Origin of the sequence: Microbacterium sp. VKM Ac-2870 (assembly GCF_015350795.1) — a bacterium.
Lineage (GTDB): Bacteria > Actinomycetota > Actinomycetes > Actinomycetales > Microbacteriaceae > Microbacterium.
The window spans coordinates 462,877-475,736 of record NZ_JADKSH010000003.1 but is presented as its reverse complement, the minus strand read 5'-3'; the positions used below and the strand labels follow the sequence as shown (position 1 = coordinate 475,736).

Genomic DNA, 12,860 nt, shown 5'->3' with positions numbered 1-12,860 from the left:
AAGCCGCGTGTTTCCGCGGTTCTTCGAGGCCCAGAAATGAGCCGATCCTCTCGCATCCTCGAGAAAATCCTCTCGGATCCTCTGAGGCGTGACGAACACTATCCACGCCCGCGATTGTGGGCGTTCCGTCTACGGGTCCGTTCATGACGTGACCTCGTTCCGGCGGGTTCCTGCTTCGTTCGAGACTGCTCCGACGAGCCGGAGTCTGATGTCTCGTCCACAGGCGTTTAGCCTCTCGGCGCTGCATCACTCCAAGTCGATGAGTCTCATCGGCGCGCGAACTCAATCGAGGCCGAAAGTTGACAAGAACGAGGGGATGTACGTACCCTGTGTGTACAAGAAGGAGATTCCGATGTCTGAGTCTGCAGTCGATACTCGACTCGCCAAAAATCAAAGAATCAACCTGCGCGCCACGGACCGTCAAGAGTCGTTGCTCCGTCGTGCTGCCGAGGCTACTGATCACACGTTGACCGAGTTCATCCTTGGAAGCGCCGTGGAACATGCGGAGAGAGTCATGGCTGATCGCCGTTGGTTCATCGCAACCGAAGACCAGTTCGAGGAGTTTAAGCGGCTCCTTGATGCACCCCTGCCGTCGACGACGAAGTTCGAGAAGTTGTTTGCTCGACCGTCTGTGTTCTCGGACGAGGCGTGACGAGTTTCTCCGCGCCCCGCAAGCTTGAGAAGAGCGACGACCGAAGCGCGTTTCACAGCGGCGCGAACGAGCTCGACGACTGGTTCACACGCTTCGCTTGGGAGAACCAAGCGGCAAACAATGCGACAACATACGTTGCGCGCCATGGTGATCGGGTGGCTGGATTTTATTCGATCACCATGGCTGCCGTTGCCGTCGGCGACGCTCCCGCACGACTTGCTGAGCGTCGACCGTCCCAAATCCCGTGCATCCTCCTAGCGCGGCTCGCTGTGGACGAGGAATTCAAGGGAGCCGGCCTAGGGTGGGGGCTGCTCCGCGACGCGCTCATACGGTCTTTTCACATCAGCGGAAGTATTGGCGCGGCCGCCGTCCTGATCCACTGTCGTGACGAAAGCGCGAAGAGCTTCTACCTCCACCATGGCGACTTCCTTCAGTCCCCGATCGAGGACTTGCACCTCATGATCCCGATGAAGGAACTTCGGCGGTTCGCGGAGTGATCATTGACTTCGCCACCGTGAACTGTTCCGCCCATTCTTCGATGTGCCAATAACGGACCAGTGGTTCACCTAGGACCAAACTGACTGGATCCCACAGCCAGGCTGCACTGTCTGATTCGGTGACGATGCTGGCGACGTGCTCAGCCGCCTTGTCGAGGTTTCGATCGATCAGCGCGCAGCTCGCCAGATTGATTTCACGTATCGTCGCTCCGATGCTGCCCTCCGAAGGCTGGAAGTTCTCGAGGCTTGAACGGGCGCGGGCGGCGTTGATGGGAATCAGGCAGAACGCGTAGGCCATCGCGAAGTGCGTCGCCTGCGGTTGGGCCTCGTGGAATCTCTGCGCCATCTGTAGGGCGGTTTCGTATTGCCGCCCCTCCAGGAGTCGTGCAAGAGCGGCGATCGAAGAGTCACCCAACTCGCGCTGCTCGAATTCTTCGTCCACACGCCCGATTAGCTTGGCTTGCAGAGCGCTATTCAGCATCTCGGCCGTGACGGCTCGCTCCTGCAGCAGCGCAAGGGGCACGCCAGCCGCGCTTGCTGTTTCGCTGGGATTGGAGTTCAACATCTGCTCCCATTGGAGCGAGGTCGCGCGCCACTCGGGCACGTAGGTCAGAGTGAACCTTTCCGTGACCCAGTGCGTGACATCCTTCCCGCCGGGCAAGACCAAGTCCCTCGGTTCGCGTTCGACGTGGAGATAATCATCCACTCGCCAGCTCACGATGTGTGCAATGGCGGCGTTGCGGATCCACTTCTCCGCTGTCGCGCCTAAATCTCCGGCTAGAGCGACGGAGGCGATGTGCGGAGGAAGCTCGTTCTTGTGACGCGCAAGGGAGGGGTCCGCTTGCAACAGGGCGACCCACGGTGCAAGGACATCTGGGACCTCCACTCGTTCGATGTCCTCAGCCACAGATGCGGCCCAGAACATGGCAGCGTCACGCACAATCAACTTCACGAGGTCGCGGGCCAGGCCTGTACGAACGACCGCGTCTGCGCTGAGCCCACGCTCACCGAGCCGTGCCAACGAGGTTGTGATTGAGATTGATCTCCACCACGGATCTGACGTCGGTGGTGTGAGCAGGAGGTCCCGTGCCGTCCGAAGAAGCGCACTAGTTGACCATGTCTCACTCGGCTGTTCGAACTGAAGGCTAAGCCGTTCCCGGCCCGCGTCAAACTTCGCCGCCATCTCGCGGGAGTTCTTCGCGGCTACCATTTCGTCAAGCGCTAGGCGGCACTCGAGCGTGTGAGCGCAAAGTAGGTGCCCGCCGGAGCTACAGCCGTCTGCCAGCCGCTCAAGCGTCGCTAAGTAGCTGTCGGACATATGAGTCACTCCCCAGTCAACACGTCTGCGCCTTGCCCCGGCTCCTAACATATTCGTACCGCATCGACTGCGCCGCCTTCGACTGCGACGGGCTGTCGGCTGGCGCACATGCGTTCTCGCAACAGATCCGAGCCGCAGGTTGTCGTGAGCGAGTTGTCCAGTAGGCCAGGGAGGGGACTTGCGGCTGCGTGCCGGTTTGGGTGTTGAGCCTGTATGCCCGGATCGACGGTGTCACGGACACGTGCTGTCTACAGCGAGCGGGAGGTGCGCTGCATCGAGCAGGCGCGCTCGATGCAGATGCCTTGCGTCGAGCCGCCAGAAAGCCAAAACGTCAATCTGATCGGGGCAAAGCTGTTCGAGGACTTACGCGAACAAAATCGCGTACTTCCGCGAACAACCCATGGAGGGGCTGACGGGAATCGAACCCGCGCTATCTGCTTGGGAAGCAGAAGTTCTGCCATTGAACTACAGCCCCGCAGTCGGCTGCGAACACCGACTGCACCCATACTAACCAGCTTGTGGACGCCCACCGAGCGGATGCCGCGCCCCGACGTCGGCCGCAACCGTTCGACTCCTGTCTGACGAGGAGGCGGCGGCATCCGAGGAGGATGGCAGCTCACACGCCTGCGACCACGGAGGATCACATGACCGCGACGCCCACGCCCGACGATCTCAGCGGCACCGTCGACGAGCAGCAGCGTCAGCTCGCCGCCCTCGTGGAAGACGGCGAGCTGACCGCCGAGTGGTTGTTGCGGCAGTTGCAGCGAACACAGGCGGCGTGGGCCGCGGATGACACGACCCTCGACATCGAGCACGACTCGCGGGTCGACTACTGAGCCGACCCGCGAGTCGCTGTCTTCACTCCGACAGGTGCTGCACCGTGTTCGTGTAGGTGATCGAATCTGCGGTCGAGCCGACCAGGCCGAGGGTGACGCCGAACAGCGAGTTGAGGCCCTCGGCGGGCGGCGGGGTGTCGGCGCCCAGCGTGAGGAGCTTGCCGCCGGGCAGGGTGGCGCTCAATGAGTTGATGTACACGGCGACGTGGCCGTCCAGGGTCATCGTGTCGGCCGTTGTCGTCAAGATCGGGCCGGTGTCATGACGGACGGTCAGGCTGAAGCCCGAGATCGTGATGCGGTCGGCCTCGAGCTTCAGCGCCGTGATCCGTGAACCGTCGGCGAGCGGGACGGTGACGACGGAGATGCCTCGCAACCCGCTGAACGAGAGCGACGTCGACCCGAGCTGCGCGGACGGCTGAGTGAACACCGGGCCCTGCTCGTCGGCGACGGGCGCTACGGCGGGAGGTGTGGTCCCCTCCGACGGTGACGGAGAGGGCGAGGGCTCTGCCGGATTCGGGATGCCGGGAATGCTGGGGAGGCCGGGGATGCCGGGAATCGCCGCGCTCGACGATGGCGACGGACTGGGGGTGGGGGACGGCGAGGTGTGGCAGGGCAGGATGATCGGGATGCACCACTCGGCGGGCTGAACCCGCGACGCCGCGGCGGCCGAGGCCGGCATGGCTGCGGCACCGACCGTGCCCGGAGTGACCGCGAGAAGTGCTGCGACCACGATGGCGGAGCGCGCCCGACCGCGGATCATCGTGCGACCGCCTCGTCGGGGACGATCGCCTCCTCGGCGTCAGCGTCGGTGTCCGCGGGCTCATCCGCGTCGGACGCGGTGGGGCGCGGCATCCACGAGACGGCGAGGATTCCGCCGACCGCGGACAGGAGGAACCCGACGAGGAAGCCCCCGAGGTTGACGCCGACGATCGAGTAGACGCTCGTTGCGAGCGCGATGACGCCGTAGAGGATGCGGTGTGCGGGAGTGGCGATGACCAGGGCGCCCAGCACGATCAGCAGCAGGGGAATGACCACGGCCTGCAGTCCCTCGATGCCGAGGTGGATATGCAGGCGCCCGAAGTCGAGCTGGCTCGAGCCGAACATCGCCAGGCCACCCAGCATCAGCAGGATGCCGCCGGCAAGCGGTCGCTCACGACGCCACGTCGTCCCTCGCCCGGTGGAAGGAGTGTCGGCTTGGGCAGGCGCCGCACCGGGCTCTTGCTCGCGGGTGGCGCGTCGCGTCAGAAGCATCCCGTCGATCCGTCCGTCAGCTTCAGCGACATCCCGGTGAGCGTGAAGACCGAGGCCTGCGTGCTCCACGACGTCTGCTGGAGGTTGTTGATGGTGACGCCGTCGGCATCCTGGGCGAAGTCGCCCGCCGATCCCTTCGCCGCCGTGTTCACCGTGGATGCGTCGACGCCGATGCGGATGTTCGAGAACGACGAGTCGCCCTTGAGCTCGGTCATGCCGATCTGCAGGTCGGTCGCCGACGCCGGGTTTCCTCCGCCGCCGGCGGTGATCATCACCCCGACCTTGCCGAGCGGAGTGTCCGAGACGACCGACTGACACAGGTCGTACAGCTGAGCCGACGCGATGTTCGCGATCGCGACGTTGTGGGATCCGCCCGCCGTGTCTTGCGTGACGCCGGCGTACTGCGAGAAGCCCGTTCCCTCCAGCTTCGAGGCGCTGATCTGGAACTGGCTGCCCGACACGGCGAACGACACGGGCACCGCGCCCTGGGCGACACCGCCGAGGAGGAAGGTCGAGGCGAGCACGACGGGGATCGTGGCCAGGGTGATGCGACCTGCGCGAGAGCGGGTGGGGTTCGAGAGTCTCATCGATCCTCCGGATGCCGGGGCGCCGGCTCCGCTGCCGGTGCGCTCGATCACCGACTTTGCGCCTGAATTGACAAACAGTCAATAAGCCGGGCGTGTTCGTGAGAGGACTCTCATTCTGTGGGGCCGACGGCCTTGACGAGGTCGGTCGATAGGGTCGGGTCATGGCCATCGACCAGCGCAGGCGCCTGTCGCGCGAAGATCGCCGTGCGCAATTGATCGCGTCGGGGGTCGCCTTCCTGGTGTCGCGCCCGCTGGACGAGCTCACGATCGAGGCGCTCGCCGAGCGCGAAGACGTCTCGCGGGCACTCGTGTTCCACTACTTCGGCACGCGGCAGGGTCTGCACACCGCCGTGGTCACGACAGCACGCGATGCGCTCATCGCGGCGTCCGCTCCGCGTGCGGAACTTCCGGCGCTCGAGCGCCTCGACGACACGATCGCCCGCATCGTCGCCTTCGTCCGCGCCCACCGGGGCACCTTCTACTCGCTGGTGCGCGGCGTCGCCAGCGGAGACCCCGTCGTGCGCGAGCTGGTCGACGAGGCTCGCGATGAGAACGCGCGCCGCATTCTCGACGTGTTCCGCGAGCTCGGCTACGCCGACTCCGCGTTGCTGAGAGTGTCCGCACGCGCCTGGGTGGCGTTCGCGGAAGACGTGCTCATCGAGCTGGGGCTCGAGTCGGACCGCCCGGCCGAGGAGATCGTCGGCGTGCTCGCCCGCTCTGCCCTGGCCGTCGCGGCATCCGTCGAACCCTGAATCCGCTCCGGCGCCACGTGCGGGGACAGTAGGCTGGCGGCGTGCTGCTCAGTGATCGTGACATCCGTACCGAGATCGCCGCCGGCCGCGTGGGCCTTGCTCCCTGGGAGCCCGCGATGGTGCAGCCCTCGAGCGTCGACGTTCGCCTCGACCGGTACTTCCGGCTGTTCGACAACCACAAGTACCCCTTCATCGACCCGGCCGAAGACCAGCCCGACCTGACGCACCTCATCGAGGTGAAGCCCGACGAGCCGTTCGTCCTGCACCCCGGCGAGTTCGTGCTCGGATCGACGTTCGAACAGGTCACCCTCCCCGATGACATCGCGGCGCGCCTCGAGGGCAAGTCGTCGCTGGGTCGACTGGGCCTGCTGACCCACTCGACGGCCGGCTTCATCGACCCGGGCTTCTCGGGTCACGTGACGCTCGAGCTGTCGAACGTCGCGACGCTGCCCATCAAGCTGTGGCCCGGCATGAAGATCGGCCAGCTCTGCTTCTTCCGCCTGTCGTCGGCCGCCGAGAACCCCTACGGCACGGGCCCGTACCTCAACCGGTACCACGGGCAGCGCGGGCCGACGGCCTCGCGGTCGTTCCAGAACTTCCACCGCACCGACGTCGGCTCGACGGATGCCGGAGCCCGCGGCGCCTGATCCGTCGCGCCGCGCCCGCGGGCCGCTGATCAGCCCTTGAGGTCGCGAAAGTCGCTCTCGCGGAACTCCGTCTCGATGCGCGTTCCCGCCTGCGCGATCTCGCGATCGCGCAGCTCCACACGGCGGATCTTGCCCGAGATGGTCTTGGGCAGCTCGGCGAACTCCACGCGGCGCACGCGCATATACGGCGGCATGTGCTCGCGCGCATGCGCCAAGATCGCCCGCGCCGTCTCGGCGTCCGGTGCCGCCGTCGCGCTCAGCTGCACGTAAGCCTTCACGATGTTCAGGCGCACGTCGTCGGGGGCGCCGACCACGCCCGCCTCGGCGACGGCCGGATGCGTCAGCAGGATCGACTCGACCTCGAACGGCGACACCTTGAAGTCGCTCGCCTTGAAGACGTCGTCGGTGCGGCCGACGAAGGTGAGGAAGCCGTCGGCGTCGCGCGAGGCGACGTCGCTCGTGTGGAAGAGGCCGTCGTGTTCGACCTTTGCCGTGCGCTCGGGCTCGCCGACGTAACCGGGGGTCAGGTTGAACGGGCGTGTCGGCGCGGTCGGCAGGCAGATCTCGCCCTCGTCCGCCTCGAGCCCGGTGAGCGGATCGATCAGCACCACGTCGTTGCCCGGCAGGGGGCGGCCCATCGAGCCGGGCTTGAGTGGCGTTCCCGGGGTGTTGCCGATGACCGCGGTCAGCTCGGTCTGCCCGTAGCCGTCGCGGATCTGGATGCCCCACCACCGCTCGATCGTCGCGATGACCTCGGGGTTGAGTGGTTCGCCGGCAGACAGCAGTTCGCGCAGCGCCCGCGGACGCTTCTCCAACGACGCCTGGATGAGCATGCGCCACACCGTGGGAGGCGCGCAGAAGGTGTTCACCTCGGCGCGATCGAGCTGGGCGACGAGAGCTTCGGGGTCGAAGCGCGAGTAGTTGTAGACGAACACCGTCGCCTCGGCGATCCACGGCGAGAAGAAGAGACTCCATGCGTGCTTGCCCCAGCCGGGCGCGCTGATGGTCATGTGGACATCTCCGGGACGCACGCCGATCCAGTACATCGTCGACAGGTGGCCGACCGGATAGGTCAGGTGGGTGTGCTCGACCATCTTCGGACGAGACGTCGTTCCCGAGGTGAAGTAGATGATCGACGGGTCGGTCGAGTCGATTTCGATATCCGGTGCCGCGTCGCTCGCGGCATCCGCGTCGTCGAAGAAGTGCCAACCGGCGCGGGGCGAACCCACGACGATGCGGATGAGCTCCGCGTCGAGGGCGTCGAACTTGGCGGCATCCGCCGTGTCGGCGATGACGGCGCGAACCTCGGCGCGCTCGAGACGCTCGGCGAGGTCGTCGCTGCCGAGCACGACCGAGGTCGGCAGCATGACGGCGCCGATCTTCATGATCGCGAGCATCGCCTCCCACAGCTCCATGCGGTTGTCGAGCATGAGCATGACGCGGTCGCCACGACCGATGCCGCAGGCGCTCAGCCAGTTCGCGACCCGGTTCGACTGCCGGCGCAGTGCGTCGAAGGTGACGGAAGCTTCGCTGCCGTCTTCTTCCGTGATGCGCAAGGCGACGCGGTCGTTGTCTTCGGCGATGCCGTCGAACCAGTCGACGGCCCAGTTGAAATGGTCTCCGACGTCGGGCCAGCGGAACGCGGCATGCGCCGCGTCGAGGTCATCGGCGTGGGAGAGCAGAAGGTCGCGGGCGTCACGGAAGGCGCGACCGGCGGGGGAGAGGGGCATGAGGGTTCTCGATCTGCGCCGCGGGTCCGCCGCGCGTCGCCGCCATTCTAGGAGCGTTCGCGACGCTCTCCCGGCGGGCGACGGCGGGCGACGGCGGGTTCGCGAGTCGCTCAGGCGCTCGCGGCGGTGCGTCCCTCGCTGAAGCCGGCGGCGAAGCCGCGCTCGTAAGCACTCTCGGCGTCACCGTGACGCGAGTCGCGATCGGCGACGTCGTCGCCATGGCGATCGCGTCCGCCGTGGACGCGCTCACGCGGACCGAACCCGTGCGCGCCGGGCCCGAAACCGTGTCGGCCGTGACCGAAGCGGTGACCGCGCGGACCGAACCCGCCCGGGTGGTGCGGGTGACGTCCTTCGCGGGACTCGCCCTCCCGCCAGCCGAGAGCGCGGGCGACGGCCTCGAGGGTCCTGCTCGCTGCGGCCAGCTCGTCGGTCGATACGGCCTCGCTCGGGCGCGATCCGAGTTCGTTCGCGCGCTGGGCGAGACGGTCGGCCGCGGCACGCCCGGCGTCGGTCAGCGACCAGGTGCCGTCCGCCTCGGCGACCCAGCCGCGCTCGGCGAGTCGACGCAGACGCTTTCCCCTGTGGGAGAGGTGCGCCAGCAGCGTCGAGGCGTGATCGGAGGCGAGCACGTGCAGCAGGCGCGCGTCGCGCGGGCTGATGTCGTCGGCGGTCAGAGCCGCGGCGCGCTCCTGCCAGAGCAGGCGATCGACGGCGCGCACCCAGCGGGCGAACGAGTGAGCGTCGGGGATGTGGTGTGTGTCTGTGGTGTCTGTGGGGTTCTCCATGGGAGGTCCTTTCATCGAGCGGTGGCCGAGCGGTTGCTCAGCTGTCGCCAGTTTGCATGTCAATGTGCATGTACATGCAGCATGACATGCATGATGAGAACATGTCAAGCGACATGTAAATTTGAGGGATGACGGATGCTGAACCCTCCGACCGATCCGCTGCGCAGGCCCTGGACGCGATCGATGCCGCCCTCGGACTTCTGCGTGGACGCGGTCCCGGGATGCGCGGACGGGGCGCGGGCGGCGACTCCGGCGACCCCGCGGCGGCTGACCATGCGCACGACCGCTTCGGTCCCCGTGGAGGACGTCGAACCCACCCCCGCGGCGGAGAACATGGGGTCGATCGTGGATTCGGCCCCCCCGAGGGGTGGGTCGGCATGCGCGGCGGCGGCCCCGCCATGCGCCACGGCGGTCCCGCCCGTCTGCGCCTGATCGAGGCGCTGCACGCGGCATCCCATCCCCTCAGCGTCAGCGAACTGGGCGAGGCGATCGGCGTCGATCAGCCGCGAGCGTCGCGCCTCGTGCAGCAGAGCGTCGAGATGGGGCTCGTGCAGCGGGAGGCCGACCCCGATGACGCGCGTCGCACGCGCATCGCCCTGACCGAGACCGGCGAGCGGTTCGCTCGCGGGTTCCGGGGCCGGCGTCGGGAGTATCTGACTCAGGCGCTCACGGACTTCACCGGTGAGGAGCGTGCCGAGCTCGCGCGCCTGCTCACCAAGCTCGCCGCCGCCTGGCCCGCCGGCTGACGTCGGCTACAGATCCTCGGCCCCGGGCCAGATCTCGTCGACCTCGAGCGTCAGATCGATGATCTGGCGCAGCAGTCCACCCGTCGTCGTCGCGCGCAGCAGTGCCTGCTGGTCGTATTCCACGAGCGGGGCGATCGCGGCGATCTGCCACACAGCGGCCAACGGATCGTCCGACAGCTCGATGTGGGCGCCCCAGGGAGCATCGGGGAAGCGGCCGAGCACGCGGCGCACGATCGCCTCGGCCTCGACGCGCAACGGCGTCAGCGCGTCGTTCCACTCCAGCGCCGGAAGAACGGTCACCTCGGCGCGCGGGTAGGGATCGTCGTCGAGCCAGCGGTCGACCGTGAACCTGTCTTCTCCGATGGCGACGACCTGGAGGGCGTCCGCACCAGCGGCGATGGTGGTCAGCCGGGCGAACGTGCCGATTCCCGATCGCTGGTCGCCCCCGCCGGTTTCGTGCCCGCGGTCGATGAGGACGACGCCGAACCGCGGGTCGTCGCTGTCGAGCAGCTCGCCCATCAGCTGCAGGTAGCGGGGTTCGAACACCCGCAACGGCAGCGGCGTGCGCGGAAAGAGCACCGATCCGAGAGGGAACATCGGCATCACCGTCATGGGCCCAGTCAAACACTCGGCGACGTACAGTGGGCGGGTGCCTCGCCCACGACCCGACACGCCCGCGCCCGGCCAAGAGTCGGTGTGGGACTACCCGCGCCCGCCGCGCGTCGAGGCGGTGCCTGCGCGCGTGACGATCCGCCTGGGCGGTGAGCTCATCGCCGACACGCGGGACGCCGTTCGCGTGCTCGAGACCAGCCATCCGCCGGTCTACTACCTGCCCATGGCCGACTTCGTGTCCGGCGCCTTGGCGGATGCCGCCGGCGCCTCATTCTGCGAGTTCAAGGGCACCGCCCGCTACCTCGATGTGGTCGGCGGAGGGGTCGTCCGCGCAGCGGCGGCGTGGAACTACCCGCAGCCGTCGCCCGGGTTCGCCGCGCTTCGTGACCGCGTCGCCGTCTACGCCGGGACGATGGACGAGTGCACCGTCGGCGGCGAGGTCGTCACGCCTCAGCCCGGGGGCTTCTACGGCGGCTGGATCACAGCCGCCGTCGTCGGACCGTTCAAGGGAGCGCCCGGCTCGATGGGGTGGTGACAGGCCGCTTCCCGCGGGGCTTCGCGGGATGCCGGGGCGGCGCCTGAGGCCCGGTGCGACTACCGTGGACATATGGCCTCTGACAGCATGACCGAACCCGTCGAGGCAGCGAACGCGCCCGACGCCCCCACCTCCGCCTCCTCCGAGGCTCCGACGACGCCCGGCTTCGCCGACCTCGGGCTCGATCCCGCCGTCCTGAAGGCGCTCAAGGATGTCGGCTACGAGACGCCCTCCGCGATTCAAGCGGCGACCATCCCGCCGCTCCTCGCCGGCAAGGACGTCCTCGGCACGGCCCAGACGGGCACGGGAAAGACCGCTGCGTTCGCGTTGCCGATCCTCTCGCGCCTCGACCTCGCGCAGAAGACGCCCCAGGCGCTCGTCCTCGCGCCTACCCGTGAGCTTGCCCTCCAGGTATGCGAGGCGTTCGAGAGCTATGCAGGGCACCTCCGCGGCGTGCACGTGCTCCCCGTCTACGGTGGCCAGGCGTACGGGCAGCAGCTGTCCGCCCTCCGCCGCGGCGTGCACATCGTCGTCGGCACCCCCGGTCGCATCATGGATCACCTCGCCAAGGGCACCCTCGATCTCACCGAGCTCAAGTACCTCGTGCTCGACGAAGCCGACGAGATGCTCAAGATGGGCTTCGCTGAGGACGTCGAGACGATCCTCGCCGACACCCCCGCCGGCAAGCAGGTCGCGCTGTTCTCCGCGACGATGCCCGCGCAGATCCGCCGCCTGGCCGGTACGTATCTGAAAGAACCCGAAGAGATCAACGTCAAGGCGAAGACCTCGACGGCGACGAACATCACCCAGCGCTACCTGATGGTGTCCTACCCGCAGAAGGTGGATGCCCTGACCCGCATCCTCGAAGTCGAAGCCTTCGAGGGGATGATCGTCTTCACCCGCACGAAGAACGAGACCGAGACGGTCGCCGAGAAGCTCCGCGCCCGTGGTTACACTGCCGCTGCGATCAACGGCGACGTCGCGCAGGACAAGCGCGAGCGCACGGTCAACCAGCTGAAGTCCGGCAAGCTCGACATCCTCGTCGCAACCGACGTCGCCGCGCGCGGCCTCGACGTCGACCGGATCAGCCACGTCGTCAACTTCGACCTCCCGATCGACACCGAGTCCTACGTCCACCGCATCGGCCGCACGGGCCGCGCGGGTCGCACGGGCGATGCGATCAGCTTCGTGACGCCGCGTGAGCGCCGCATGCTGATCTCGATCGAGAAGGCGACCCGTCAGCCGCTCACCGAAATGAGCCTGCCGAGCGTCGACGACGTCAACGCGAAGCGCCTCACGGGCTTCGACGATGCGATCACGGCGGCGCTGGCCGAGACTGAGCGCATCAACCGGTTCCGCGACATCATCAACCACTACGTCACCCACCACGACGTTCCCGAGGCCGATGTCGCGGCTGCGCTCGCGCTCGTCGCGCAGGGCGAGACGCCGCTGCTGCTCGACGCCGATGCGATCGAGTCGCCGCGCCGCGAGCGCAGCGACCGGTTCGACCGCGACTCCCGAGACGGCGACCGTGGTGACCGTGGTGACCGCCCGCGCCGCGAGCGTAGCGGCGGCGCCACGGCGACCTACCGCATCGAGGTCGGGCGTCGCCACAAGGTCGAGCCGCGCCAGATCGTCGGCGCCCTCGCCAACGAGGGCGGTCTGCGCCGCGAGGACTTCGGTGCGATCCAGATTCGCCCGGACTTCTCGCTGGTCGAGCTGCCCGCCGATCTGCCTCGCGACACCCTGCAGCGCTTGGAGGGCACACGCATCAGCGGTCGTCTGATCGAGCTCAAGCCCGACCGCTTCCAGCGCTCCGCGAAGCGCCCCGACCGTGCCTACGGCGACCGCGATCGTGACGGCGACCGGGCCGACCGCGGCGAGCGTCGTCCGCGCCGCGACTGACGCGGCG

At 67.5% G+C, this 12,860-nt stretch carries 15 protein-coding genes and 1 tRNA gene; 8 read left to right on the top strand and 8 right to left on the bottom strand.

The genetic code is table 11. The features are described from left to right. The first annotated feature begins 352 nt into the window (after nucleotides 1–352). Both ITJ43_RS09595 and ITJ43_RS09590 read left to right on the top strand, forming a co-directional pair. Entirely contained in the window at nucleotides 353–652 is a 300-nt protein-coding gene (locus tag ITJ43_RS09595; protein ID WP_194583608.1) for a DUF1778 domain-containing protein, read from the top strand. After that, a complete protein-coding gene (locus ITJ43_RS09590; protein WP_141380644.1) occupies nucleotides 649–1,149 on the top strand; it encodes a GNAT family N-acetyltransferase in 501 nt (166 codons plus the stop codon). Before ITJ43_RS09595 ends, ITJ43_RS09590 begins: the two co-directional genes overlap by 4 nt. Here ITJ43_RS09590 and ITJ43_RS09585 read toward each other — a convergent pair. After that, nucleotides 1,109–2,056: a hypothetical protein gene (locus ITJ43_RS09585; RefSeq protein WP_194583607.1), complete on the bottom strand. Its 948-nt coding sequence runs from the start codon at nucleotides 2,054–2,056 to the stop codon at nucleotides 1,109–1,111. The two genes, ITJ43_RS09590 and ITJ43_RS09585, sit on opposite strands and share 41 nt — an antisense overlap. 812 nt (nucleotides 2,057–2,868) lie before the next feature. Further along, nucleotides 2,869–2,942 (bottom strand) — tRNA-Gly (locus ITJ43_RS09580). Nucleotides 2,943–3,111: 169 nt separating this feature from the next. On the opposite strand from ITJ43_RS09580, the gene ITJ43_RS09575 reads away from it, so the two are divergent. Next, a complete protein-coding gene (locus tag ITJ43_RS09575) occupies nucleotides 3,112–3,303 on the top strand; it encodes a hypothetical protein (protein ID WP_194583606.1) in 192 nt (63 codons plus the stop codon). A gap of 22 nt (nucleotides 3,304–3,325) precedes the next feature. On the opposite strand, the gene ITJ43_RS09570 is transcribed toward ITJ43_RS09575, so the two are convergent. The 3 genes from ITJ43_RS09570 to ITJ43_RS09560 are packed head-to-tail and all read right to left on the bottom strand — an operon-like array spanning nucleotide 3,326 to nucleotide 5,141. After that, a complete protein-coding gene (locus ITJ43_RS09570; RefSeq protein WP_194583605.1) occupies nucleotides 3,326–4,063 on the bottom strand; it encodes a hypothetical protein in 738 nt (245 codons plus the stop codon). Beyond that, nucleotides 4,060–4,554: a DUF6114 domain-containing protein gene (locus ITJ43_RS09565; RefSeq protein WP_194583604.1), complete on the bottom strand. Its 495-nt coding sequence runs from the start codon at nucleotides 4,552–4,554 to the stop codon at nucleotides 4,060–4,062. The genes ITJ43_RS09570 and ITJ43_RS09565 overlap by 4 nt, the downstream gene beginning before the upstream one ends. Then, on the bottom strand, nucleotides 4,545–5,141 hold the full coding sequence (locus ITJ43_RS09560) for a DUF6230 family protein (RefSeq protein WP_194583840.1): 597 nt from the start codon (nucleotides 5,139–5,141) through the stop codon (nucleotides 4,545–4,547). Before ITJ43_RS09560 ends, ITJ43_RS09565 begins: the two co-directional genes overlap by 10 nt. A 161-nt stretch (nucleotides 5,142–5,302) precedes the next feature. Here ITJ43_RS09560 and ITJ43_RS09555 point away from each other — a divergent pair, with 161 nt between their 5' ends. Together ITJ43_RS09555 and dcd are read left to right on the top strand one after the other, a co-directional pair. After that, nucleotides 5,303–5,893, top strand: coding sequence for a TetR/AcrR family transcriptional regulator (locus ITJ43_RS09555; protein ID WP_194583603.1), 591 nt, complete (start codon nucleotides 5,303–5,305; stop codon nucleotides 5,891–5,893). Between the two features lie 41 nt (nucleotides 5,894–5,934). Next, nucleotides 5,935–6,540 carry a dCTP deaminase gene (gene dcd / locus ITJ43_RS09550; RefSeq protein WP_194583602.1) on the top strand — a complete coding sequence of 202 codons (606 nt, stop codon included), beginning with the start codon at nucleotides 5,935–5,937 and terminating at the stop codon, nucleotides 6,538–6,540. A gap of 29 nt (nucleotides 6,541–6,569) precedes the next feature. On the opposite strand, the gene ITJ43_RS09545 is transcribed toward dcd, so the two are convergent. Both ITJ43_RS09545 and ITJ43_RS09540 read right to left on the bottom strand, forming a co-directional pair. Then, nucleotides 6,570–8,270: an AMP-binding protein gene (locus ITJ43_RS09545; protein WP_194583601.1), complete on the bottom strand. Its 1,701-nt coding sequence runs from the start codon at nucleotides 8,268–8,270 to the stop codon at nucleotides 6,570–6,572. 110 nt (nucleotides 8,271–8,380) lie between these two features. Then, complete coding sequence (locus ITJ43_RS09540; RefSeq protein ID WP_194583600.1) at nucleotides 8,381–9,055, bottom strand: hypothetical protein; 675 nt, start codon at nucleotides 9,053–9,055, stop codon at nucleotides 8,381–8,383. Between the two features lie 128 nt (nucleotides 9,056–9,183). On the opposite strand from ITJ43_RS09540, the gene ITJ43_RS09535 reads away from it, so the two are divergent. Further along, nucleotides 9,184–9,801 carry a MarR family winged helix-turn-helix transcriptional regulator gene (locus tag ITJ43_RS09535; RefSeq protein WP_228495629.1) on the top strand — a complete coding sequence of 206 codons (618 nt, stop codon included), beginning with the start codon at nucleotides 9,184–9,186 and terminating at the stop codon, nucleotides 9,799–9,801. A gap of 6 nt (nucleotides 9,802–9,807) precedes the next feature. Here the strand turns inward: ITJ43_RS09535 and ITJ43_RS09530 are convergent, their stop codons facing one another. Then, entirely contained in the window at nucleotides 9,808–10,413 is a 606-nt protein-coding gene (locus ITJ43_RS09530; RefSeq protein ID WP_194583599.1) for an LON peptidase substrate-binding domain-containing protein, read from the bottom strand. Between the two features lie 37 nt (nucleotides 10,414–10,450). On the opposite strand from ITJ43_RS09530, the gene ITJ43_RS09525 reads away from it, so the two are divergent. Then, on the top strand, nucleotides 10,451–10,948 hold the full coding sequence (locus tag ITJ43_RS09525; RefSeq protein WP_323741184.1) for a DUF427 domain-containing protein: 498 nt from the start codon (nucleotides 10,451–10,453) through the stop codon (nucleotides 10,946–10,948). A 72-nt stretch (nucleotides 10,949–11,020) separates the two neighbouring features. Then, nucleotides 11,021–12,853, top strand: coding sequence for a DEAD/DEAH box helicase (locus ITJ43_RS09520; RefSeq protein ID WP_194583597.1), 1,833 nt, complete (start codon nucleotides 11,021–11,023; stop codon nucleotides 12,851–12,853). The last annotated feature ends 7 nt before the right edge of the window (nucleotides 12,854–12,860 follow it).

Excerpts from the sequence above, each read along its gene's own strand:
- ITJ43_RS09560 (WP_194583840.1), bottom strand. The coding sequence starts at position 5,141 with ATGAGACTCTCGAACCCCACCCGCTCTCGCGCAGGTCGCATCACCCTG.
- ITJ43_RS09595 (WP_194583608.1), top strand. The coding sequence starts at position 353 with ATGTCTGAGTCTGCAGTCGATACTCGACTCGCCAAAAATCAAAGAATC.
- ITJ43_RS09520 (WP_194583597.1), top strand. The coding sequence starts at position 11,021 with ATGGCCTCTGACAGCATGACCGAACCCGTCGAGGCAGCGAACGCGCCC.
- ITJ43_RS09570 (WP_194583605.1), bottom strand. The coding sequence starts at position 4,063 with ATGATCCGCGGTCGGGCGCGCTCCGCCATCGTGGTCGCAGCACTTCTC.
- ITJ43_RS09535 (WP_228495629.1), top strand. The coding sequence starts at position 9,184 with ATGACGGATGCTGAACCCTCCGACCGATCCGCTGCGCAGGCCCTGGAC.
- ITJ43_RS09540 (WP_194583600.1), bottom strand. The coding sequence starts at position 9,055 with ATGGAGAACCCCACAGACACCACAGACACACACCACATCCCCGACGCT.
- ITJ43_RS09555 (WP_194583603.1), top strand. The coding sequence starts at position 5,303 with ATGGCCATCGACCAGCGCAGGCGCCTGTCGCGCGAAGATCGCCGTGCG.
- ITJ43_RS09530 (WP_194583599.1), bottom strand. The coding sequence starts at position 10,413 with ATGACGGTGATGCCGATGTTCCCTCTCGGATCGGTGCTCTTTCCGCGC.
- ITJ43_RS09545 (WP_194583601.1), bottom strand. The coding sequence starts at position 8,270 with ATGCCCCTCTCCCCCGCCGGTCGCGCCTTCCGTGACGCCCGCGACCTT.
- ITJ43_RS09565 (WP_194583604.1), bottom strand. The coding sequence starts at position 4,554 with ATGCTTCTGACGCGACGCGCCACCCGCGAGCAAGAGCCCGGTGCGGCG.
- ITJ43_RS09575 (WP_194583606.1), top strand. The coding sequence starts at position 3,112 with ATGACCGCGACGCCCACGCCCGACGATCTCAGCGGCACCGTCGACGAG.